We start from the raw sequence: 24785 nt of genomic DNA, 5'->3' as shown, positions 1-24785 counted from the left end.
CTATTCACAGAAATTATCAATTCAAAAAAAATGTGTATTTTCGCGCAAATTTCACAACCTAAATTATTGAAAACAAATAGATTAGATTTTATAGACATTGTTAGATCTGTTGCTATTATCATGATGTTAGAGGGACATTTTATGACCCTTAGTTTACAACCTGTTTTTCGCGATCCGGAAAACCCTATTTATAATTTTTGGAAATTTTCAAGAGGAATTACCGCTCCTTTGTTTTTATCCATTTCTGGATTGATTTTTACTTACTTATTGCTAAAGAATAAAACACAAGGCTGGAATAACCTTAGAGTACAAAAAGGTTTTAAAAGAACCGGAGTTTTAATTTTATTAGGCTACCTATTACAATTCAACTTATACACACACTTTTTTGGAGACAGACCTTTATTTACAGGTCTTACCCAAATATTTCACGTGTTGCAATGCATAGGACTGTCTTTGTTTTTACTAATCAGTTTATACCTTTTTAACCACTATATTTTAAAGATTTCATTGGGGATTTTGTTAGGAGTTTTAGGACTTTTAGTCTTCATCATCTCCCCTACTATTTATGAATTAGACTACCAATACATTCCTCGTTTTGTAGAAAATATTTTGGTAGTGAGCAAAAACACCAACTTAAACACCTCTGTATTCCCTATATTCCCTTGGTGTGGATATGTATTTATGGGAGGTGCTTTAGGTGGTTTAATCGTAAAACTAAAAGATAAAGCACATCACTTTGCTTTTCCTTTTGGATTAATTGCTTTGGGTTTCATCATCAAATACCTTACTTATCCAATATTAACAGGAATTCAATATTTACCTGGTTTTAGTTCTTTAAAACCTTTTCAATATGAATATGAACCTGTTCGTTTTTCTCAGGTATTAATTTTTATTGGTATTATCGTACTAGTCCAAAAATTCGTTCTAAAAATCAAAGAAGCCAAACAATTACAAATGCCTCCTTTGGTCTTTCATGTGTTGTTAGTAGTCAGTTTTGCATTGGGTTGTTACTCTTTTACTTTTCCTTTAGAAACTACCTCACAAAACATTATTGCTTATACCTTATTTTTTGTTCCTATTGTTATTACTCTTTGGAAATTAACAGGATGGAATTATACCACGTTTTTAAATATTGGTCAAAATACTTTATCAGTATATGTATTCCACGTAATTCTATTATATCAAGGTTTTTTTGGATTTAAATTCGGTAGTTATTTAAAAGACAATTTAAATCCGTTTTTTGCCATTGCCGGAGCCATAACCTTTGTGTTCTTCTTTTTAGCTTGGACACAATACGAACCTGTTTTGGTAAATCAGTTACAAAGACTAAAAGTTAGAATTAAAGTAGTTAAAAGAAAAATACAATATAGAACAAGCTCTATATAAAGGGATGATATTCTTAAAAAACTTTAAAAAATACCTCCTTTAAAGTCCCTGATTTTATCTAAATTTGCGCTTTAAGTAAAATTTGAACAAACTTCATTGATAATGATATTATTCTTTCAAAAAAACACGACTGTTTTTGCAGTACAAACTTCAGCTCAATCTCCTGAAAACATTCAAAAACTAGAATGGTTATTTGGAAATGCTAAACAAATAAATAGTGATAGTCTTGAAGGTTTCTTTATAGGACCTCGTAGAGAAATGATTACTCCATGGAGTACCAATGCTGTAGAAATTACTCAAAACATGAGTATTGCTGGTATTGAAAGAATTGAAGAGTTTACACAAGCAGCTTCTAAAGAGGCTGAAATTGATCCTATGTTACAAAAAATGTACGAAGGATTAAATCAAGAAACTTATACCATTGATGTAAAACCACAGCCTATTTTAGAAATTGAGGACATCAAAACGTTTGACAAACAAGAAGGATTGTCTTTAAGTGAGGAAGAAATTACTTACTTAGAGGATATGTCTAAAAGAATAGGACGTAAATTAACAGATTCTGAAGTATTTGGTTTTTCACAAATCAATTCAGAACACTGTCGTCACAAAATATTTAACGGAACTTTTGTTATTGATGGAGAAGAAAAAGAAACTTCATTGTTCAAATTAATCCGTAAAACTTCTAACGAACATCCTAACGGAATTGTTTCTGCATACAAAGACAATGTAGCTTTTGTAAAAGGACCTAAAGCAACTCAATTTGCTCCTAAGTCGGCAGACAAACCAGACTTTTATGAAACCAAAGAATTCAATTCTGTCATTTCATTAAAAGCAGAAACACACAACTTCCCTACTACTGTAGAACCTTTTAACGGAGCGGCAACAGGTGCAGGTGGAGAAATTAGAGACCGTTTGGCTGGTGGACAAGGTTCTTTGCCATTGGCAGGAACTGCTGTTTATATGACCTCTTACTCAAGATTAGAAGCAAACAGACCTTGGGAAAATTTAGAAGAAAGAAAGTGGTTATACCAAACACCAATGGATATTTTAATCAAAGCTTCTAATGGAGCTTCTGATTTTGGAAACAAATTTGGGCAACCTTTAATTTCTGGTTCTTTATTAACTTTTGAACATGAAGAAGCAAATAAAGATTTGGCGGATGCTGATTTAAGGACTTTAGGGTTTGACAAAGTAATTATGCAAGCTGGAGGTGTTGGGTATGGAAAAGCGGAACAAGCTATTAAACATGAACCAGAAGCGGGTGATAAAATTGTAATTCTTGGTGGAGACAACTACCGTATTGGTATGGGAGGTGCAGCAGTATCTTCTGCAGATACGGGTGCCATGGATTCTGGAATTGAATTAAATGCAGTACAACGTTCTAACCCAGAAATGCAAAAACGTGCTGCCAATGCCATTCGTGGAATGGTAGAAAGCGATATCAACCCAATTGTTTCTATTCACGATCACGGTGCAGGTGGACACATGAACTGTTTGTCTGAATTGGTAGAGGAAACAGGTGGATTGATTGATACGGATAAATTACCGGTAGGAGATCCTACTTTGTCTGCAAAAGAATTAATTGGTAACGAATCTCAAGAAAGAATGGGATTGGTCATTAACCAAAAAGATATTGAATATTTAGAGCGTGTGGCTGCTCGTGAACGTTCTCCAATGCATACTGTAGGAGATGTAACCAACGACAACCGTTTTACTTTTAAATCTAGCACTACAGGAGCAGCTCCTATGGATTTAGATTTAAATGATATGTTTGGATCCTCTCCAAAAACTTATATGCACGATAGTACTACAGTTAGAAAGTACGAAGAGGTAGTGTATAACAACAAAGACATTCAACAAAACTTACAAACGGTTTTACAATTAGAAGCTGTAGCATGTAAAGACTGGTTAACCAACAAAGTAGACCGTTGTGTGGGTGGTAAAGTAGCCAAACAACAGTGTGCAGGTTCTTTACAGTTGCCATTAAATGACGTAGCTGTAATGGCTTTAGATTATAATGGTAAAGAAGGAATTGCAACCTCTATTGGTCACGCTCCTATCTCTGCTATTATTGATGAAGCTGCAGGTTCTCGTAATGCAATTGCTGAATGTTTAACCAACTTAGTTTGGGCTCCATTAGAAGACAAATTGACTTCTGTTTCTTTATCTGCTAACTGGATGTGGCCTTGTAAAAACGAAGGAGAAGATGCTCGTTTGTACAAGGCTGTACAAGCTGTTTCTGATTTTGCTATTGATTTAGGAATTAACATTCCAACAGGAAAAGATTCTTTATCTATGAAGCAAAAATATCCTAACAAAGATGTGATTGCTCCTGGAACAGTAATTATTTCTGGAGTCGGTCATTGTAACGATATTAAAAAAGTAGTAGAACCTGTCTTCTCTAAAAAAGAAGGAAATGCTATTTTTTATGTTGATTTTTCTTCTGATGCTTTTAAATTAGGAGGATCTTCTTTTGCACAGGCATTAAACAAAATTGGTACTGAAACTCCAGATATTAAAGATGCAGCCAAGTTTAAAACGGCCTTTAATACAATTCAAACTTTAATAGAAAAAGGATTGATTACAGCAGGACACGATATTTCTGCAGGTGGATTGATCACAGCTTTATTAGAAATGTGTTTTGCTGATGTAAACTTAGGAGCTAATATTGATATTACTGGATTAGGAGAATCAGATACAACTAAGGTATTGTTTGCTGAAAATGCTGGAGTTTTAATTCAAACTTTAAATCCTTCTGATGTAGCCACTATTTTAACAGAAGCTGGATTAAAATTTGCCAACATTGGTAGTACTGTTGAAAGTGACACTGTCACCTTAATTAACGGTGACCATACTGAAGAATTCGCTATAGCCGAGCTACGAGATGTTTGGTACAAAACCTCTTATTTATTAGACAAGCAACAATCTGGAGAAGCAAAAGCTACAGAAAGATTTGACAATTATAAAAATCAAGCCTTAGATTTTACTTTCCCTACTCATTTTACAGGGAAATTACCTAAAATAGCAGCAGCTAAAAAACCAGTAGCAGCGGTATTACGTGAAAAAGGATCGAACTCTGAACGTGAAATGGCCAACGCTTTATACTTAGCTGGTTTTGATGTAAAAGATGTTCACATGACCGATTTAATTACAGGTCGTGAAACTTTAGAAGATGTAAACTTTTTAGCAGCCGTTGGAGGTTTCTCTAACTCAGATGTTTTAGGTTCTGCTAAAGGATGGGCGGGAGCTTTCTTATACAACCCAAAAGCAAAAGCAGCTTTAGACAACTTTTACGCTCGTAAAGACACATTATCTTTAGGAATTTGTAACGGATGTCAGTTGTTAATAGAACTTGGACTAATCAATCCAGACCATGCTGAAAAGCCTGTAATGGAACACAACGATTCTCATAAACACGAATCTGGATTTACTTCTGTTAGCATTCAAGAAAACAATTCAGTAATGTTAAACACTTTGGCTGGAAGTACTTTAGGAGTATGGATTTCTCATGGTGAAGGAAAATTCAACTTGCCTTATGAAGAAAGTAAATATAACTTAGTAGCTAAGTACGGTTACGAAGGATATCCATCGAACCCTAATGGTTCTAGTTATAATACAGCCATGATAACTTCTGAAGATGGTCGTCACTTGGTGATGATGCCACATATTGAACGTTCTATTTTCCAGTGGAACTGGGCAAACTATCCTACGGATAGAAACGATGAAGTTTCTCCTTGGTTAGAAGCTTTTGTAAACGCAAAAGAATGGTTAACGAAGTAACTAGTATCTAGTATTGAGTACATAGTATTTAGAGGTCAGTTCAAGTGAATTTCTGAAATAAAATGAAAGAAATATGTATCGAGAACACAACCATCACTTATAAAATAAAAAAATCCCGCTAGTATTTCTAGCGGGATTTTTTTTTAGAATTTTATACTGTGTAAAAACACAATTGTTTATAAAAACATTAAAAAGTATCTTTATGTTATTCGCAATAAATATTTTCTGAATAGAAAAATCTACATAAAAATTAAAAATGCTATTTTATATAGAGGTATAAAACATCCACATTTAAATGACAGGTTCAATAAAATTTCATTTTTACATTCTAGTTTTACTAGTTCTATTTACCAAATGTTCTAACATTGATAAGAATATTCATGTAAGAAATATAGATTGTGAAATTTTCAGAGAAATTATTATTATTCCTGTTCTCATCAATAATAAAGAATATCTTTTTCAATACGACACTGGGGCATCAACATCCATTTCTAAAAAACTTGCTAAAGAACTTAATTTAACTATAAAAGATACTGTTAACGCCATGGATTATTATGGTAATGTATCAACTATGACAACATCAACATTACCGGAAATATCTATTGGTGAAATTACTTTAAAAAACATACAAATATGTATTCTAAGACCCATTCAAGGTTTACAATCATGTGGAGTTATAATAGATGGGTACTTGGGGAATGATTTACTCCCTAATAGCACAATACATATTGACATCAAGAATAAAGTATTTCAGGTATCCAATTCAGCTAAACCATTTATTCAGGATAAGTCATTAATAGGTGTGGATTTTATTAAAAATAATGGGGCACCTTATATTGATATTTATTTTCCAGGAAAAAATAGTTCTGAAAGAGTACTTTTTGATACTGGATCGGTTAACGATTTGTATCGTCTAAACACAATCGTGTTTCGTGAAATGCTAAAAAAAGGTTTTCTAAGTCCTCGTAATATCATAGATACAATATCGTCAGAATACAATGGAAGAGGTCTTTTTGGTAAACAAAATGATAATTTTAATTATATTGTTGCATTTGATAGCATTGAAATTATGGGCAAAAAAATTGTAAATTACAAGACAAATACTTTCAGTTCTCCCGCTAATCATTCTATACTTGGAGCAAAAATTCTAAGTCTAGGGGCTGTTACAATTGATTACCTTAACAACAAGATGTATTTTGAGACATATGCTAGAGAGGCAACCGACTTCTCATCAAAGCTGGGCTTTAAAACTAATGTTAATTCTGATCTCAAATCCATTGTTACTAATGTTTTTGCTGGTTCTTATGCAGAAAAAATAGGTTTAAAAGAAGGTCATCAGTATATAAAAATAAATAATACACATTTTGATTCACTTAGCGTGTGTGATAAAATAATACATGATTGGAACAGTGAATATAACAGAGACACAATTGAATGTGTATTTTTAGATTTTGAAGACAATGAATATGTTATCCGTTTTATTTTAAAAAAATAACTAAATTAACATAGATTTCTCACTAAAAACATCAATAATTATGAGTTTAATTACTATCAAAACATCAAACATTGAGGCGGATTTATCAATATTAAAAAGCCGATTAGAATCAGAGGGAATTAAATGTTTCATAAAAAATGAACTATCAACTCAAATCATGAATTATGTGCCAACATTAGAAATGGAACTTCAAGTAGAATCTTTTGAGTTAGAAAGAGTTAAAAAAATAATGAATGAAATAGAAAATAATGCTACCTAGAAAACAATACATAGAAGTGGTGAAAAACACTCCTTTGGTATCTATAGATTTGATTATAGAAGATACTGAAGGAAACATATTATTAGGCTACCGATTAAATAATCCTGCCAAACACACTTGGTTTGTACCTGGTGGTGTGATTAGAAAAAATGAACCTTTTGTAGAAGCTTTTCAGCGTATATCGGAAGCCGAATTAGGTTTTAAGATACAGTTAAACGAAGCTGTTTTTGTAGGTGTTTATGAACATATATACCCTACTAACTTTGCAGAACTCGAGGGTTTCGGAACACATTATATTGTAAATGCTTTTCATCTAAAATTAAACACAAAAACTATAGAATTACCAAAACAACAACATTCTGAGTATTGGTGGGCCAATAAACAAGAATTATTAGCACATGAAAAAGTACATAGCAATACCAAAAATTACTTTAACGAGTACAAAGCTTTTAGCCATACTCAATAATGAGTTTTTATGAAAATTGAATATAAGAACGGACATTTGTAATTGAATCAACATAGATTAAATTGATACATTCAAAATAAAAAAATAAAAAATGAGAAAAAAAATAACTCAAATATTTGGATACCTTGACTTGCTTTCTGCAATTTCAATTTTTCAATTAGTATTAACACAGCCAAATCATCTTGGAACAAACTGGTTTCAATTAACTAAAATAACCTTAGGAATTTCATTATTAATTTCAGGATATTTATTAATCAAAGATAAAAACTGGGGGATATATCTTAACTATCTACAATTTATACCTAGATATTTGTTTTATACAGGATTATCTTTTGGGTTTATTTACTTAATTTCTAGTCTATTTAAAGTATATCTAGAATCAAATAAAACATTATTCATAGTTCTCTCGTTTATTGAATTAATCAGGTTAATTATAACTATAATAACTCATAAAAAATCCAAAAATTATCATTCCATAAAAAAGCTGGAGCTTAACGGTATCCAAAAATCTTGACTATTTTTATGTTGTATTAATCAAGCATTAAGGCTTAAAACGAATACAATGAAACACAAGAGGAAAAAAATACTGACATGGAGAAATTAATAGAAAATATAAAGTTATATGTTTCACTTAATAAGCAAGAAATACAATTACTCCTAGAATCTGTTGATAAAAAAACTTACCAAAAAAATGAGGTTATTTTTAAAGAGGGAAAAATATCAGATGAAATCTATTTTGTTACTAAAGGATGTGTAAGACTTTTTTATAATGTAGAGGGTATTGATAAAACGGCTTTCTTTTATACTGAAGGACAATTTATTTGTGCAGGAGAAAGCTATACTTTTAATATTCCCGCCATAGAAAACTATCAAGCTATGGAACAAACAGAAATTTTTGTTTTCACTAAATCAAAAATTGACCTATTGCTAAAACAAGTTCCAAAATTTGAACTAATTGCCAGAATAGCCACAGAAAATGAATTAATTACCTGCCAAAAAGTAATTGCATCTTTTATTACTAAATCTGCAGAAGAAAGATATATAGATCTACTGAATACTCAAGGAGAATTATTTCAACGTGTGCCACAACAATACATAGCATCTTTTTTAGGTGTATCTCCCGAAACTTTAAGTAGAATTAAAACTCGTGTATTCAATAAAAAAAAATCTTGACGTTCGTCAAGAGAACCTGAATATCTAGCAGATAACTTTGTAATAAAAAAGATGAAACCAACAAATGTTTTAGTAGCAGGTGCAACAGGGTATTTAGGAAAATTTATAACTCAAGAGCTGATTGAAAAAGGTTATGAAACCAAAATAATTGTTAGAAATAAAGAAAAAATAAAAATGAATGCTCCAAACCTTAACATTTTGGAAGCACAAGTTACCAAACCAGAAACACTAAAAGACATCTGTAAAAATATTGATGTAGTTATAAGTACAGTAGGTATTACAAGACAAAAAGATGGATTAACATATATGGATGTTGATTATCAAGCTAATGTAAACCTGATAGATGAAGCTAAGAAACATGGAGTAAAAAAATTCATCTATATCTCGGTTTTAAATGGAGAAAAACTAAGACATTTAAAAATTTGTGAAGCTAAAGAGAAATTAGTGGATTATTTAAAACAATCTGGACTTGAATATTGTATCATAAGACCCAATGGATTTTTTTCGGACATGGGAGATTTTCTAAAAATGGCCAAAAGTGGAAAGGTCTATCTTTTTGGAAATGGAAAACTAAAATTAAATCCAATTCATGGAAAAGACTTAGCTAAAGAAATTGTTGGTACAATTAATCAAGAAAAAAAAGAAATAAATATAGGGGGTCCCGATTTACTCTCGCAAAATGAAATTGCTGAATTGGCTTTAAAAGCTTATGGGAAACCAAAAAAAATTGTTCATCTGCCAGATTGGATAAGAAAATTTGTCCTTTGGAGCATGAGAACATTTACGAGTTCAAAAACATACGGTCCAATAGAGTTTTTTATGACAACAATGGTTATGGATATGAAATCACCATTGTTTGGTCAAGAGCATTTAAAAGATTTCTTTATTAAAGAAGTAAATAACAAATAAGATTTACAACAGTTCTCTGAAAACAGAATTTTAATAAAATGAATAACTCTAAGGAAATAAAAAGTGATAGACTTTTACTAAGACAATTTGTTGATAGTGATATTGAAAATGTTTTTAAAGGACTTTCTAATCCTGATATTATTAAACATTACGGAGTTAGTTTTATGAGTATAGAAGCTACAAAAGAACAAATGAATTGGTTTGCAAATCTTGAGAAAGAAGGAACAGGCATGTGGTTTGCTATTTGTTCACTAGACAATAAAACTTTTTATGGTGCTGGCGGATTGAATGACTTGAATAAAGAACATAAAAAAGCAGAAATAGGATTTTGGTTACTAACCGATTTTTGGGGAAAGGGAATTATGAAAGAAGCCATGCCACTAATATGTAACTACGGTTTTAAGGAACTGGGACTCCATAGAATTGAAGGTTTTGTAGAATCAGACAATACAAACTGTAAAAATGCAATGGCAAAACTTGACTTTCAACACGAAGGAGTGATGAAAGATTGTGAAATTAAAAATGGAGAGTTGATAAGTTTGGACATTTATTCAAAAATTAAAACAGCATAAAAAGCCAAACAAAAAACATTCTTTTAGAAATAATAGCAATTCTGTATTGACTTAAAATAGAAATGAAAACCAAGTACTGCATCATAATTTAGTAACTTTAAACTCCTAAACTATTCCTAAAAGTATTGTTGTTCGTAACTATATAAAATGAAAAAATATTTAGAAACATTTAATATCCTTACCAAAGAGGAAATTGATTTTTTTGAAAAAAAAGTAGTTCGTAAAAAACTAAAAAAAGGAGCGTTTTTCATCAAAGAAGGTCAAACTTGCAAAGAAGTTGCATTTGTGGTTTCTGGATTATTCAGGTCATTTTACCATTCCTCTATGGAAGAAGAAGTAACCTATTGTTTTACTTTTTCTAATTCGTTTGTCAGTGCCTACTCTTCATTTTTGTCTCAAAATAAAACTGTAGAAAATATTCAAGCTTTAACCGATACTGAAATTTTAACAATATCAAGAGATCAACTTTTAAAACTAGAAGAATTAAGCACTAATTGGTTAAGGTTTTTTAAAATGATGGCTGAGCAAGAATACATCAAATTAGAAAAAAGAATTTTTATGTTACAAAGAGAAAGTGCTGAAAAACGTTACCTCGATTTATTGAGACATCAACCAGAATATTTACAGTTAATTCCTCTTCATTTTCTTTCTTCATACTTGGGTATTACTCAAAGACATTTGAGTCGAATAAGAAAGTCCATTTCAAATTAGACAAATGTCCTTTTAAAGAAGTTTAATTGTTTGGTTCTTTGTAAAAAAAATAGAACAAACATGAAACAAGTACTTATCATTAATGGACATCCTGATAAAGAGAGTTTTAATAATGCTTTATCAGAAGCTTATATAAAAGGAGCAAGTAATACAGAAACTACGCTGACTCAAATTAACATTGCTGAATTAGAGTTTAATTCTAATTTAAAATTTGGTTATCGAAAAAGAATGGAACTAGAACCGGATTTGGTAAATGCCATTGATAAAATAAAAAAAGCAGATCATATAGTGTGGGTTTTTCCAATGTGGTGGTATGGTTACCCTGCATTAATGAAAGGATTTATAGACAGAACATTTTTACCTGGAATTACTTATCAGCCAATTGAGGGAAAACCATTGCCAGAAAAACTCTTAAAAGGAAAATCGGCACGTTTAATTATAACAGCTGACACACCAAAATGGTATGATTATTTAATTATGAAAAGTCCCGCTATCAATCAATTTAAAAAGGGGACTTTGCAATTTTGCGGAATTAATCCTGTTAAAGTAACTTATATTTCACCAATTAAAAGTTCAAGTCCTGATTTTAGAAAAAAGTGGTTAGATAAAGTATTTAACTTAGGGAAAAACCTAAAGTAAACACACTCAACATTATGCATCAACAACAATGGTTTTCAACACAAATTCAAACCATTTTTTAGCAATATTCTTTACTTTTGCCACTCTTTATACAAAGTAGTTAACAGCCGTAACAATATGAAAATCTTAAATATTATTTTAACAGTAAGTGTTTTAATTTCTTGTCATAAAAACAATACAAAGGAAATACTTAAACCCGAATTTCAATCAATTATAAACTCAAATCATGTAGATGGTTCTATACTGATTTATGACACACAAAAAGATGTATTTTACTCAAATAACTTTCATTGGGCTAAAACAGGACGTTTACCTGCTTCTACATATAAAATTCCGCATTCTATAATTGCTTTAGAAACTAAAGTTGTAGAAAATGACAGTACATTATTTAAATGGAATGGAGAAAAAAGAGCTTATAAAGTTTGGGAGCAAGATTTAATATTAAGAGATGCTTTTCAATATTCATGTGTTCCTTGTTACCAAGAAATTGCCAATAAAATTGGAGAAAAAAGAATGAATGAATATCTCAACAAATTACAATTTGGAGAGATGAATGTAACTTCAAAAAATTTAGACGTATTCTGGTTAGAAGGAACCTCAAAAATCAATCAATTTCAACAAATAGATTTTTTAAAACGTTTGGTTAATTCGGAATTAAAAATTTCTAAAAGAACGGAAGAAATCCTAAAAAGAATCTCTTTTATTGAAGAAAACAAAAAATATAAATTATACGGAAAAACTGGTTTATCTATTAGAAATGGAAACTACAATGGTTGGTTTGTAGGTTATATTGAAACAAAGAATAACACTTACTTTTTTGCTACCAATATTGCACCTAATGAAAACACAAACAAAGAATTGTTTCCTAAACTAAGAAAAGAAATTACACTAAAAGCTTTAGAGTATATAAAAACTAATAGCTAATTAATAGGGCTCATGCTCTGCCCTAGTATTTTATCAATATTTATTAAGCCGTTAAATTTTGCTGTTCCTAAACTTAGGAGCATCATTGTGAAAAAGAAAAAGAAAGAGAAAGAAACAAACCCAAATAAAAGTTTCGGCTTGGTAAATATTTAAACATCTTAGTGATTTTATTCACACATCAATCCCAATAAAAACAAGTCACCAACTATTTAGTATCAAGAATTGATTTTCTATACTCAATTCCCCAATTTGCTAATTCTTCTATAACAGTTGAAAGCGTTTTTCCTTGTTCTGTTATCGCATATTCAACAGTTATTGGTTTTGTATTCATAACTGTTCTGCTAACAAGATGATTGATTTCTAAATCCTGAAGTTCTTTAGACAGCATCTTTGTTCCTATACCATCCACTTCTCTTAATAGATCCATAAAACCCAATTTATCGCCTTCAATAAGAGTCCCTAATATGTGAAATTTCCATTTTCCAGATAAAACACTCATTGCATCTCTTATTGCTTGCATTCTCACTTGACAAACAAAGGTGTTGTTTACTGTAGCTTTCTTTTTCATCAGTTTTATTAAAATTGTTTATTAGTTTCCTTAATGAAACTACTTTCCAAAAGGAAACAGATATCAAAGGTACAATTAATATCTGCTATTTTTGAGTGATGATTTTTAGTCAACAAATTATAAAGATTATAGTTTGATTAACAATCCTCACATCCTGTCACAGACAGCCAAAACAATAAGAAATGAATCCATCAAAAACAGAAAAAAATCCGCTCTTGTGTGATCCACAATTAGGAATATGTGAAATCAATACCAATACAGAAACTCAGTCTATTAAACAGGAAGTTGATAGCAACAAAGTTCAAATCATTTATTTTACAGATCCAATTTGCTCTTCTTGTTGGGGAATTGAACCACAACTAAAAAGATTAAAATTAGAGTATGGAAATTATGTGAATATTGAATATAAAATGGGAGGTTTATTACCTGATTGGAATTACAATAGCGGAGGGATAAGCAAACCATCGGATGTAGCACACCATTGGGATGAAGTAAGTGCTTATTACGATATGCCAATTGATGGTGATCTATGGTTAGAAGATCCTTTACATTCCTCATATCCACCTTCCATTGCTTTTAAAGCAGCTCAAATACAAGACAAGCATAAAGCTATTTTATTTTTAAGAGAAATAAGAGAAATGGTTTTCTTAGATAAAAAGAATATTACCAAATGGGAATATTTAGAAGAGGCTGCAAAAAAAGTTAATTTAGATACCAAACAGTTTAAAATTGATTGTGATACCAAGGCTAAAACGCTATTTGAAGAAGATTTAAAATTAGCACAAGAACAAGGAGTACGTGGATTCCCAACGCTATTATTTATAGATAGCTCAGGAAAAAAAGAAACCGTATATGGATCTAAACCTTATGCTGTATTTGAGCAAGCTCTTACAAATAGTTCCTCTAAAGTAAACAAGAAAGAATACAATAAAAGTTGGCAATCACTTTTTGCTACGTATCATTCTTTAACAGCAAGGGAGTTTTCAGAGTTAGCCCTTATACCAAGAAAAGAGGCAGAAACAATATTAAATGATCTTGTAAAAAATAACCAACTAGAAAAACAAACAACCAAAAATGGCTCTTTGTGGATTTTAAAATAACTATCATTTAAAATATAAAAGCAATAGCGGTTTGGGTATAAAACTCAAACCGTTTTTTGTTTAATTAGGTCTCTTTCTTAAAAACATATGATTTAAACTTGTTACTTCTTATTTACAATAATCATAACAGAACTCACAAAAACACAACACTCAACATATAAATACACTAACAAGAAAGGAATTGTTAGGACATGAAAAAGTATATAACAACACCAAAAATTACTTTAACGGCTGTAAAGCCTTTAGCCAAGCCTAACTCTTAGCATTTGTTAAGAACTTTTAAAAGTTGTGAATAAGTAAACCTATGATTCATTGAGATTTATCTGTAGTTTTATAAAAAACACCAAATTTACTAGGTAGTCCAATTAATGAAATTTTTATATAATGAGAAACTTTATTGAAAATGATTTTAAATATGATGTAAAGATTTTCAAAATTAATACTGAGTTTTATGAAATCCGAAAACTAAATTCAGCTAAAGAAATAATAAATCATTTAATTGATAGTCATAAATCTAATTTTGAAATAGAAGAAAATCAATTTTCAATATCTAATCATGAAATTGATGATTTAAATATAACTTCATACGTTTATAATGAACCAGAAAAAGAATCCTATTGGAAACAATTTCTACCAACTGAAATTACAAATAATCATAATTTCGAAATAAAAAGAATTTCGTTTGTCTTATTTGTTTCTATTTCTGATAAAATATATTCTCTTGTAGGTGGTGGTGGAATTTCTGTTGTGAAAAAATATCTAAATCATACTTTTGGAATTGACATATATGAATGTCTAGCTGATTTAGATCATGATCAAATTTCATCAATAACTTTAAGAAATATAGCTGGAAAACTAACTGAAGAAAGGGATATTTTTAGAAATGGACAAAATTTAGCTGATTCTATAAACTTCACTGATATTCCAAGAAAAATAAATCTTGAGCTCCGAAAAGAGTTAAAAGAAACAATTTTTAATTTCATTGATTTTAGTAATGATAAGACATTAATAGAAGTATCAACATATTTTTTTATAAAACAAAAAGTAAACTTTGAGACTTTTGTCGAATTAATAAAAGTGTTAACTAATCTTGAAGACAATAAGCTCCATACTCCTATCTCATCATTCGTTAAAGAAAAAGACGAAACATTAATTTCAGCTGAGTATGAAAAAATACTTCATAATGAAATTTATGATATTATGATAGATTTATATGGTCCAAATAGACAAAACACAACAAGAAGATTTGATATTGACTTTATACATCCTTCCAAAATAATTGAATTTTATGAGTGTGATACTTACAAAGTATATGCTAAAAAGAAAAGAAATTGTTTCTTCGAAACTAACGATAAATATCTTCTTTTTGAAAAAACACTTGAATATATTTATAGTCAACTTGGCGACAAATTAGAGAGTATCTATGACTTTAATTCAATCTTATTTGGAATTAAAGTCATTGGTTATAAAAACGAAAAGAAACAAACAATTGCTCCTTTTTTACAACATATAACATGTGAAATAAAATACAACAATTATCCTATATTCAAGATAGATAATTTATGGTATCGTGTAAAAGATAATTTCATTGAGACTATTAATAGTAAAACAATTGGTCTCTTGGATAATAATTCAATTCCACATAATATTTTAACTTATAAATGGGAATCAAAAGAAACAGAAGGTGAATATAATTTGAAATATGAAAACTTAGAGAAATATATTGTACTTGATAAAATGATATCCCAAAACATTGAATTATGTGATATTATTTATGAAGATAAAGAAAATGTTTATTTAATACATGTAAAAAAAGGTTTTGATGCTAAAATGAGGGATTTATCAAATCAAATTTCAATTGCTGCTAATAGATTATATACAGATGTCAATTCAGAAGATAAAATTTATTTAAAATCAGTTTTTAAACGCTATGATAATCATAAAATTACTGAAAATGAATTCTTGAAAATATTTGAAAAAAATATTGTTTTCGTTATGGCATATAAATCAGGTTTTGGTGAAGAAACAACTATTACTGATAGAGTAAAAAAAAGTAAATCTAATATTGCTAAATATTGTATAATCCAAACAAATCAAGAAATGAAAAATTTATATTCCTTAAAGTATTACGATATAAAATAAAACTGTAGCCAACACCGGCTAAACTTCATGCGGGTTCTCTCATACTCCAAAGTTTTGTATATATTTACTAAGTCGCCAAATCTTGTTTCTTTGGCTTTGTGAAACCAAATCAACAAATCCAAACAAAAAGCTTAGGCTTAGTCCGTATCTGAAAACCTTGTCGATTTTCTTCCCGTACAAAGCCTAGCCAAAACATTTGACACAACCCTTTTGATATTTTCGCATCTAATTAATAAAACCAAGAATATGAAAAAAATACTGACTTTAATTATTTCAATTTCAATGCTAATTAGTTGCTCAAATAACGACGATAATATCACGTCTGAATTGAATATTCGACTTTCAAATGTTAGTCAATATGATTTCCAAAATATTGTTGTAAACACTTCTACTGGAAATACAGCTTTCGAAAACATTAGTCCTCAAGAAATGACAAGTTATAAGACATTTAAAACTGCTTATAGATATGCGTATGTGAAATTGGAAATTGATGGAGAAACTTATACTCTTCAACCCTCTGATTACGTTGGAGAAACACCGCTTAAAAAAGGAAATTACACTTACCAAATTGACGCAAATGATTCTCAAGAACAATATGAAAAATTGACTTTGACTTTAATTAAGGAATAAAAACAATTTTCTAAAAGCAGCTAAATTTCATACGGGTTCTGTGCTTTATCAAAGTTTGTGTATATTTACTAAGTTACCAAATTTTGTTGAAGCTTGTACTGAGTTTACTGAGACATGGATTTGTGAAACCACAAAAAACAACCCCAAACAAAAAAGCTTCGGCTAAGCACAGGTTCGAAAATCTTACCGATTTTCTTCCAGCACAAAGCCTAGCCAAAAACGTTATCAATTACCCCAAAAAATAAAGTGCTCTAAAAAACATCTTTGATATTTGAAATCTAAACCAGAAATTTCATTTATTAAAAAACCTGAGCTAAGAATGCCCTTAAAACGACATTAAAAATAAGTTTTAAATAAACTAATAGTTATAAAACCTAATTAAAATATTACATCATGAAATTAATAAATAACCTTAAAATAAAACCATTATTTCTATACTTCCCAGTAGTAATTATTCTAATTGCTGCCTGTAAAAAAGAAGTATTAACTAATGAACAACCTGATGTAGATATTCACGCGGTGGTTATTAATGAATTACTTGCATCTAATTCCAATTCAACAGCAGATGCTAACAATGAATATGATGATTGGATAGAGTTGTATAATACAACAAATACAGCAGTAGACTTGTCTGGTTATTATTTATCCAATGATGCAGAAAATATTCAAAAGTGGAGTTTTCCAGAAGGAACTATCATTGAAGCAAACGACTATTTGATGATTTGGGCAGATAAAGATTTAGACCAACCTGGTTTGCATACATCTTTTAAGTTAACAAAATCAGGAGCTACTTTATTCTTTTCTAATGTGCAAGAAACAATTCTAGATGAGACCACATTTACAGCACAAGTTTCTGATGTTTCTTGGGGTAGGTATGAAAATGGTACAGGTCCATTTATTCAAATGAGCCCTACCTACAAAAGCAAAAATAATGGTCCTGTTAGTAACCCAAATAATAAGGCTATTAGACAACAATAAGGAACATAGTTTTTGATGACATAATTCTTTACCTAATTATTGTTCACATATCAATAATTAAAATCTATTTTGACTTTACTAAATATTTAGTAAAAGAAACTAATCTAAAACCTAGATTTTATGAGCCAGAAATGGCATTAATCATTTCATAAATACTTATATAAAACTAAATAGTATATCTTTCTTTTTAAAAACAAGAATTTTATCAATGTCACATTTCAAATCATTCTTTAACAAACTAACTCCTATTTCTCCTGAAAATTGGGATAAATTCTCAGAATTGTTTAGGCCTAAAGTCCTTAAAAAAGGAGAGTGTTTTATTAGGCAAGGGCAAATAGCTAAAGAAATTGGTTTTTTAGAAAGTGGTATTATTAGAGGCTTTTATAGGAACAATGAGGCTGTTGAATACAACAAACATTTTTTTACCTCTCCTTGCTTTATTGGTGGGTATGCTTCACTGATAACAGGTACACCCAATCAAATTATTCAAGAAGCCTTAACCGACTGTAACATACTGGTTGCAAAGTTTGCAGACATACAAAACCTATATAAAACCTGTCCTGACATTGAACGAGGTGCAAGAATTTTAGCGGAACATTTTTTTGTGCAAAAAGAACAAAGGGAAATTGAAATTGTATTATTAGATGCTGAAAAACGTTATCAAATTTTCCAAAAAGATTTTCCTCAGTTAGAACAACTAATTCCTCAATATCACATCGCTTCTTACTTAGGTATAACACCAACACAGCTCAGCCGTATCAGAAGAAAAATGTTTGGAAAATAGCATTTATCAACCTATGTAAATGTTTAGCTGCTTAAGATTCTAAATCTTTGTTTTTAATAAAACGATTTTAAATAAAGTAGTATGAAAACAGATTTCTTTAATGACCAATTGGAAAATAATACAATTCTTATTTCTCCAAATCAGGGTGAACGTTACGAAATAGGAAACAATTCTTTCACCTTTAAAATAACAAGCGAACATTCAAATGATCAATTAGGGATTTATGAAATTATACTCGCACCAATGTCTATTGGAGCTAAGTTACATTATCATAGGTATATGGATGAAACATTTATTGTAAAAAAAGGGATATTAACATTTGAAACCCTTGAAAAAAATTTCCAAGCAACAACTGGTTCGGTGGCTTATGCACCAAGATTTTCACCACATGGCTTTAGAAATGATACTCAAGAAGAAGTAGTATTGCTACTCATTTTTAATCCTTCATCCAAAAGAGAAGGCTTTTTTAGAGGTTTAAACGAAATACTTAACAAAACTCCTATTGATCCTGAAAAATACTTAAAACTATACAATAAGTACGACAGTTATCCTGTGGATTCTTCTGATATGATTCCTACTAGAGAATAATTTGATTTGTAGCATTTATCAACCTATGTAAATGGAATTGACTTTTGGCTTTTCCAACTTTGCTATATCAATTAAAAAAACATGAAGAGACTAACTTTAATTCTACTATTGGCATTTTCGCTAAGTGCCTATACCCAAAAACAAAGTGATATGAAAATTAAAAAACCTTATACCATTTTGGTATTGATGAACGCATCTCCTCAATGGCTTTCATTAACAAGAGAAGAAAGAAGCAAATTTGTTGAAAAAGAACTAACGCCAATTTTCACTCGGGTAAGTAAAACTGTAAGTATTCAATTGTTTGACAGCGAGTATTTTCATGCATCTGTTTCAGATTTTATGATAGTAAACACAACTAGTTTAGACGATTACAAAATGTTTATAGAATTGCTTCGTGACACAAAAGTTTACGGTACACCTTATTTTGAAATTAAAGACATTATTGTAGGACAGGAAAACTTGTTCGAAGATTTTAACGAACGTTTTAAAAAGGATAAGAAATGATTACCACAGGAAACACCGTTTTAATTACAGGCGGTTCATCGGGGATTGGATGGGCATTGGCAAAACGTTTTTTAGAGCTAAACAACAAAGTGATTATTACAGGAAGAGACAAAAACAAGTTGAAAGAAATAAATCACAACTTTCCCCAAATTATAACATTTACCGGCGACTTAACAAACAAAAAAAACCTAGACGAACTTGTTTTGTTCATAGAGCAACAACATACCAACCTGAACATTTTAATAAACAATGCAGGAGTACAGTACAATTACAATTTTACAGACGAACCCAACCTTACCTACAAAATAGACTATGAGGTTTCCACAAACATAACAGCTCCCATAAAACTTACAGGTTTGCTACTTCCCATATTATTAAAAAATAAGAACAGTGCAATCATAAATGTTAGTAGCGGGCTTTTTATTGCTCCTAAAAAATCTGCTTCTGTTTACTGTGCTAGTAAATCAGCCATTCATAGTTTTAGTAAAACGCTTCGTTATCAGTTAGCAGAAACCAATACAAAAGTTTTTGAAATTATTCCTGCCTTGATAGACACTCCTATGACAGAAGGAAGAGGAAAATCAAAAATTTCTCCTGAACAATTAACTACAGAATTTTTCAGAAACTTTAAGAAAAATAAATTTGAAAGTTATATAGGCAAAACAAAATTGTTAAAATATATAAATAGACTTTCGCCCAGATTGGCAGACAGCCTCATGAAAAATGGATGATAAAATTTAAAAACAAATAATTATGAAACCTTTAATTGTATTACTTTCTGTATTTGTATTATCGCTTTTAACAAGGAAAATTGTCCGTGGCAATTTTGAGTTTGCACAATCAGGGCAAATGGCAATGTCAGTAATGCTTGTATTCACAGCTATAGCACATTTTATCTTTACCAAAGGAATGTCTATGATGCTGCCCAACTTTATTCCTTTTAAAACAGAAATTATATACTTTACTGGTATTCTTGAAATTTCGGCTGCTATTGGTCTTTTCATTCCGTGTTTTAGAGTCGTTACAGCATGGCTCTTAATTATATTTTTCATACTAATACTACCTGCAAATATTTATGCAGCCATAAAACATATTGACTATCAAAAAGGGACTTTTAACGGAAACGGACTCAGATATTTATGGTTTAGAATTCCCTTGCAAATTCTGTTCATTTTATGGACATATTTGTCCGCAACCAAAAAATGGTAAAAGTTAAACCACTAATATTATACAAAAGTAATTACATTAAATCCGTTACTAATCTTATATTTACTGTTGTATAACATCAATAAAGAAAATGAATATTAGAATTTTAACAATCATCTTTTTAGTTTTTATCAGTTGCAAAAATGTAGCTGAAAAAGAAAAGAAAGAAAAAAAGGAACAAGAAAAAATTGTTGTTGATTCCACAGAATTGAAAGCTAAACCTTATAAAAAAGAACAAGAAAACTTAATTAGTCAAGGAGTTTGGATAAGTACCATTGATTCTTTATCGACTGTTGAAATTATTGGCAAAAAGTGGTTTTTTAAATATAATAATGTAGAAACCGCACCAGATAATTATTATGAATATATGATTCATGAAAGTGTTTTTGATAAAGAAAATTCAATCATTGACGGTAATTTGTTCTTGATAAAAGAATCAGATACTCTAAAATATGTAATCGAATATATCTCCGATAAAAACATGGATCTTATATATTTACCAAGAGGAAATTATCAGCACTTTAAGAAAAAATAAAACAGGCTAACCAATTCTATTAGAAAGTAAACGACTATACTTGATAAAGAATGACAAAAAAATGATATTAAAAAGAGAGAAATTTGAGTATCAAAAAGAAGTTTTAATTGAACGAATATTCATAAAACCTCCTTTTAAATATGAAGCTATATTCCAAAATGAAGGATGTTTTATTTATATAAAGGGAGCTAATAGTAAATTTTTGTCTTCTGAAAACAATCTTGAAATAAAGGAAAAACAATCTGTTTTACTGAATTGTGGAACTTATTTTGTTGAATGGCTTGAAAATTCAAACAACAATTCTATTGAAGTCATCGCTTTTCATTTATATCCTGAAATTTTAAAAAAAATATACTCACAAGAGCTACCTAAATCAATTGCAAAAACGTTTAGAAAAACTCAAATTAAAAAAATCATCTCTGAAAATATCATTTCTAAATTTGTAGAAACGCTTAGTTTTTATTTTGAAAACCCAACATTGGTAAATGATGATTTATTAGAATTAAAAATAAAAGAACTGATCTTATTATTAATTCAAACAAAAAATTCGGAGTCAGTACTAGAAATTATTTCTAATTTATACTCTCCAAATATTATCAATTTCAAAAAAATTATAGCATTACATTTATATGAAGATCTTTCTCTTGAGGAGTTGGCAAAATTATGCAATCTAAGTTTATCGTCTTTTAAAAGACAATTCAAAACTATATTTGATGATAGTCCAATGAATTATATCAATCATAAAAAAATAGAGAAAGCCAAAGAACTTCTTAAAATTTCAAATCTTTCTATTAGTGAGGTTTCTCACAAAATTGGCATACACGATCCACAATATTTCACCCGCTTTTTTAAAAAAAATGTAGGACTAACTCCTTCTTCTTTCAGAAATAATCTGAACCAATTATCCTAATTACTGAACTTTTTGTCCTTTTAATTTACTTAAATTTCATAGACTTTTGACCCAAACATAAGAGAGTTGTAAAGTAATGAACAACAAACTTTTATTTAAATTTTAAAACAAAATGACAAAATCAAATCAAATTATAACAGGAATACTCGGAGTATCTATGTTTATGTTCGGAATACTAAAATTCATAAATCCATTTAAAACTTGGTACTCTGTCCAAATTATAAAAAGTGAATTACCCTTTTATGATCTCTCTTTTTGGAGTGGACAAATAGGAGAAATATTTATAAGCCTCCTTTTACTTTTTGCTCTACGCTACAACACAAGGGTTTCAAATAATATTTTTAATAAAATATTTACGATAGGAAATATAGGGGTTATAATCATAATGATTATGGCGTTCTATGTACACCTTCATCCAAATGTACCTGCTGATGTACTTCCTCTAAAAATTAGGACTCCTTATATTCCTGGGTTATTTTTATTACTTGCCGTATTAAATCTTTATATCAAACATTACAATTTAAAACAGTGAGTTTAGTATACGGCAATAGAAATATCAGCTTTAATCTACTATGCTTAATTTTACTTTTTAGACAATCAATTAGAAAAACTCTCACTAAAAACGGTGAGAGTTTTTTTGTGATTAAAATTATTGGGGTTATATAAATTTAGGATTTAATATAAGTAATGTGTAGCTTTAAAAAGAAGCATTCTAAAAACAATCACAACAGATATTCAAAAATATTTTATGAACCTGTAATAATTTCTGACTTAAGCCACCAACTAAATAAAACAATTTTGAGTAACGATTTTTACAAAACCTCTATTCTACCTTTTTCTGGTATCATTATCAAGTTGTGTCGGGCTTATACAAATTCACAAGAAGATTTTGAAGACTATTATCAAGAGGTTTGTTTACAAATATGGAGGAGTCAAAAAAACTTTCGGGAAGAATCGGAATGGAGTACTTGGGTGTATAGAATTTCCTTAAATGTTTGTTTGACTTTACTGAAAAAAAAGAAAAACAATGTTCAGCATTTTGTTTCAGACACTACTCCTACTCATCATGAAACCGTAAATAGTTATGCTTTTTCAGATGAATCGTTAAACCAATTATACATCGCGATTAGACAACTATCTGAAATTGACAGGGCTGTCATCATGCTTTATTTAGATGAAAAAACGTATCAGGAGATCGCAGATATAATTGGTACAAATCCTAATAATATTGGGGTTAGAGTTCAAAGAATTAAAATGAGATTAAAAAAACTATTAGATGGAAAAATCAATTGAAGACATATGGAAAGAGGGCTTTCTAAAAAAAGAAGCATTGGTCGCTCCAAAAATCAATAACTTATACAGTCAAAAATCTATTCATATTATTGATAAGTTTAAAAAGATGTATAAAATCAATTTAATAGCTATTATAGTCTTTTCTTTTATCTTTTTAATCCTATCCTTTTTTATGGGAATTCCAATCATGGGAATCATCTTTTTTGTAACATTAAGCGTGTTGGTATATATAAACAAACCCTTATTAAAAGATTTAAAAAATATAGAAAAGGGAGAAAACAGTTATCAATACCTAAAGGCATTTAACCAATGGCTTCAAAAATTGTTCGCCATCAACAAAAGGATATCAACCTTTTTATATCCTATTATTTTTATGTCATTCCTCCTTGGTTTTTGGTTTAAAGATGCCAAGGGGATGTTTTTAGGAGATAGAATATTGAATAATATATATGTAGAATTCCCTAATACCATCATCATATTTGGGTTGCCACTTATTGGCGTTTTTATGATAGTTCTCATTTTAGGGTTGCTGAGTTTTTTTGGGGCAAGAATTTATCAATGGGATTTTAATATTGTGTACGGAAGAATACTCAAAAAACTAGAAGAATTGATGAGCGATATAGAAAGTTTAAATGAATAATTTAAAGTTCTACAATTTTTGGGTGTAATAAATATTGTTTTGAGCCACTAACCAAGAAAAACAATAAAATGCCAACCTTATGAAACTACATGAAGCAATTCATCTTTTTAAAAATTTAAAAACGGAGACAACTAACAAATCTGAAATTACGATTTATGATCAATTCATTGATATTCTTAACAAACTAGAAATTAGAACTTTTTCTGATAGTGATATTCAATCTATAGAATCCTTTTTAGATCGTTTAGATTTGGAATCTAATCCTAGGAATAGAAAAAAACACTTTAAAAAAGCGCTTAACAAATTTGAAGAATTCTTAAAAGAGACCTTTTCGCTAACAACTAAAAATTATTACACCAATTTGGGAATGGGTGTAGGAGTTTCTTTTGGAGTTTTATTTGGAATCATCTTTTTATCAAAATTGGAAAGATCTTTGGGAATAGCCTTTGGATTGATTGCTGGCATGTTTATTGGATTGATGATTGGAAAATTTATGGATAAAAAAGCCATGACGGAGAATAACATTTTATAATTATTTAAAGTAACTAAACAATTCCTGATGATGCTTTTAGACTCATCACTTGTTATATTTA

Annotated in this window: 27 protein-coding genes; 26 read left to right on the top strand and 1 reads right to left on the bottom strand. The window is 29.7% G+C overall.

The window, feature by feature from the left end; genetic code table 11:
• Positions 1–66 precede the first annotated feature (66 nt).
• The 12 genes from BUB70_RS07790 (at position 67) to blaOXA (ending at position 12314) form a co-directional block, all read left to right on the top strand.
• Positions 67–1386: a heparan-alpha-glucosaminide N-acetyltransferase domain-containing protein gene (locus BUB70_RS07790; RefSeq protein WP_073120286.1), complete on the top strand. Its 1320-nt coding sequence runs from the start codon at positions 67–69 to the stop codon at positions 1384–1386.
• A 102-nt stretch (positions 1387–1488) separates the two neighbouring features.
• Complete coding sequence (gene purL, locus BUB70_RS07785) at positions 1489–5166, top strand: phosphoribosylformylglycinamidine synthase (protein WP_073120285.1); 3678 nt, start codon at positions 1489–1491, stop codon at positions 5164–5166.
• Between the two features lie 295 nt (positions 5167–5461).
• Entirely contained in the window at positions 5462–6661 is a 1200-nt protein-coding gene (locus BUB70_RS07780) for a retroviral-like aspartic protease family protein (protein WP_073120284.1), read from the top strand.
• A 40-nt stretch (positions 6662–6701) separates the two neighbouring features.
• Positions 6702–6920 (top strand): putative signal transducing protein, encoded by a 219-nt coding sequence (locus tag BUB70_RS07775; protein WP_073120283.1) that lies wholly within the window; start codon positions 6702–6704, stop codon positions 6918–6920.
• Positions 6910–7386 carry a GDP-mannose mannosyl hydrolase gene (locus tag BUB70_RS07770; protein WP_084730223.1) on the top strand — a complete coding sequence of 159 codons (477 nt, stop codon included), beginning with the start codon at positions 6910–6912 and terminating at the stop codon, positions 7384–7386. Before BUB70_RS07775 ends, BUB70_RS07770 begins: the two co-directional genes overlap by 11 nt.
• 91 nt (positions 7387–7477) lie before the next feature.
• A complete protein-coding gene (locus BUB70_RS07765; protein WP_073120281.1) occupies positions 7478–7900 on the top strand; it encodes a hypothetical protein in 423 nt (140 codons plus the stop codon).
• A gap of 77 nt (positions 7901–7977) precedes the next feature.
• Positions 7978–8559, top strand: a complete 582-nt coding sequence (locus tag BUB70_RS07760) for a Crp/Fnr family transcriptional regulator (RefSeq protein WP_073120280.1) — start codon at positions 7978–7980, stop codon at positions 8557–8559.
• A 51-nt stretch (positions 8560–8610) separates the two neighbouring features.
• Positions 8611–9468: an SDR family oxidoreductase gene (locus BUB70_RS07755; protein ID WP_073120278.1), complete on the top strand. Its 858-nt coding sequence runs from the start codon at positions 8611–8613 to the stop codon at positions 9466–9468.
• A 38-nt stretch (positions 9469–9506) separates the two neighbouring features.
• A complete protein-coding gene (locus BUB70_RS07750; RefSeq protein ID WP_073120275.1) occupies positions 9507–10040 on the top strand; it encodes a GNAT family N-acetyltransferase in 534 nt (177 codons plus the stop codon).
• A 147-nt stretch (positions 10041–10187) separates the two neighbouring features.
• Positions 10188–10751 carry a Crp/Fnr family transcriptional regulator gene (locus BUB70_RS07745; protein WP_073120273.1) on the top strand — a complete coding sequence of 188 codons (564 nt, stop codon included), beginning with the start codon at positions 10188–10190 and terminating at the stop codon, positions 10749–10751.
• Positions 10752–10811: 60 nt separating this feature from the next.
• Positions 10812–11390, top strand: coding sequence for an NAD(P)H-dependent oxidoreductase (locus BUB70_RS07740; protein WP_073120270.1), 579 nt, complete (start codon positions 10812–10814; stop codon positions 11388–11390).
• Positions 11391–11507: 117 nt separating this feature from the next.
• Entirely contained in the window at positions 11508–12314 is an 807-nt protein-coding gene (gene blaOXA / locus BUB70_RS07735) for a class D beta-lactamase (protein WP_073120268.1), read from the top strand.
• A gap of 205 nt (positions 12315–12519) precedes the next feature.
• On the opposite strand, the gene BUB70_RS07730 is transcribed toward blaOXA, so the two are convergent.
• A complete protein-coding gene (locus BUB70_RS07730; RefSeq protein ID WP_073120266.1) occupies positions 12520–12882 on the bottom strand; it encodes a winged helix-turn-helix transcriptional regulator in 363 nt (120 codons plus the stop codon).
• Positions 12883–13064: 182 nt separating this feature from the next.
• On the opposite strand from BUB70_RS07730, the gene BUB70_RS07725 reads away from it, so the two are divergent.
• From BUB70_RS07725 to BUB70_RS07655, 14 genes are all read left to right on the top strand, one after another.
• The gene (locus BUB70_RS07725; RefSeq protein ID WP_073120264.1) at positions 13065–13982 is read left to right on the top strand and encodes a ClpXP adapter SpxH family protein; all 918 of its coding nucleotides are present in this window, start codon (positions 13065–13067) and stop codon (positions 13980–13982) included.
• A gap of 384 nt (positions 13983–14366) precedes the next feature.
• Positions 14367–16124: a DUF6119 family protein gene (locus BUB70_RS07720; RefSeq protein ID WP_073120262.1), complete on the top strand. Its 1758-nt coding sequence runs from the start codon at positions 14367–14369 to the stop codon at positions 16122–16124.
• Positions 16125–16406: 282 nt separating this feature from the next.
• Positions 16407–16754 carry a hypothetical protein gene (locus tag BUB70_RS07715; RefSeq protein ID WP_143155265.1) on the top strand — a complete coding sequence of 116 codons (348 nt, stop codon included), beginning with the start codon at positions 16407–16409 and terminating at the stop codon, positions 16752–16754.
• A 393-nt stretch (positions 16755–17147) separates the two neighbouring features.
• A complete protein-coding gene (locus BUB70_RS07710; protein ID WP_073120257.1) occupies positions 17148–17732 on the top strand; it encodes a lamin tail domain-containing protein in 585 nt (194 codons plus the stop codon).
• Between the two features lie 208 nt (positions 17733–17940).
• Positions 17941–18516 (top strand): Crp/Fnr family transcriptional regulator, encoded by a 576-nt coding sequence (locus BUB70_RS07705; RefSeq protein ID WP_073120254.1) that lies wholly within the window; start codon positions 17941–17943, stop codon positions 18514–18516.
• Positions 18517–18597: 81 nt separating this feature from the next.
• Positions 18598–19104 (top strand): cupin domain-containing protein, encoded by a 507-nt coding sequence (locus tag BUB70_RS07700; protein ID WP_073120252.1) that lies wholly within the window; start codon positions 18598–18600, stop codon positions 19102–19104.
• Between the two features lie 150 nt (positions 19105–19254).
• Complete coding sequence (locus tag BUB70_RS07695; RefSeq protein ID WP_073120909.1) at positions 19255–19608, top strand: darcynin family protein; 354 nt, start codon at positions 19255–19257, stop codon at positions 19606–19608.
• A complete protein-coding gene (locus BUB70_RS07690; protein ID WP_073120249.1) occupies positions 19605–20339 on the top strand; it encodes an SDR family oxidoreductase in 735 nt (244 codons plus the stop codon). The genes BUB70_RS07695 and BUB70_RS07690 overlap by 4 nt, the downstream gene beginning before the upstream one ends.
• A gap of 22 nt (positions 20340–20361) precedes the next feature.
• The gene (locus BUB70_RS07685; protein WP_073120247.1) at positions 20362–20817 is read left to right on the top strand and encodes a DoxX family protein; all 456 of its coding nucleotides are present in this window, start codon (positions 20362–20364) and stop codon (positions 20815–20817) included.
• Between the two features lie 88 nt (positions 20818–20905).
• Entirely contained in the window at positions 20906–21349 is a 444-nt protein-coding gene (locus BUB70_RS07680; RefSeq protein WP_073120245.1) for a hypothetical protein, read from the top strand.
• A gap of 61 nt (positions 21350–21410) precedes the next feature.
• On the top strand, positions 21411–22259 hold the full coding sequence (locus BUB70_RS07675; protein ID WP_073120244.1) for a helix-turn-helix domain-containing protein: 849 nt from the start codon (positions 21411–21413) through the stop codon (positions 22257–22259).
• A gap of 798 nt (positions 22260–23057) precedes the next feature.
• Complete coding sequence (locus BUB70_RS07665; protein ID WP_073120907.1) at positions 23058–23552, top strand: RNA polymerase sigma factor; 495 nt, start codon at positions 23058–23060, stop codon at positions 23550–23552.
• Positions 23536–24192: a hypothetical protein gene (locus BUB70_RS07660; RefSeq protein WP_073120240.1), complete on the top strand. Its 657-nt coding sequence runs from the start codon at positions 23536–23538 to the stop codon at positions 24190–24192. The genes BUB70_RS07665 and BUB70_RS07660 overlap by 17 nt, the downstream gene beginning before the upstream one ends.
• Before the next feature lie 79 nt (positions 24193–24271).
• Positions 24272–24724: a hypothetical protein gene (locus BUB70_RS07655; protein ID WP_073120237.1), complete on the top strand. Its 453-nt coding sequence runs from the start codon at positions 24272–24274 to the stop codon at positions 24722–24724.
• Positions 24725–24785 lie beyond the last annotated feature (61 nt).

Origin of the sequence: Wenyingzhuangia marina (genome assembly GCF_900130035.1) — a bacterium.
In the GTDB taxonomy this organism is placed as follows: domain Bacteria; phylum Bacteroidota; class Bacteroidia; order Flavobacteriales; family Flavobacteriaceae; genus Wenyingzhuangia; species Wenyingzhuangia marina.
Note: the sequence above shows the minus strand (reverse complement) of the source record. Positions and strands in the feature narration are given on the sequence as shown.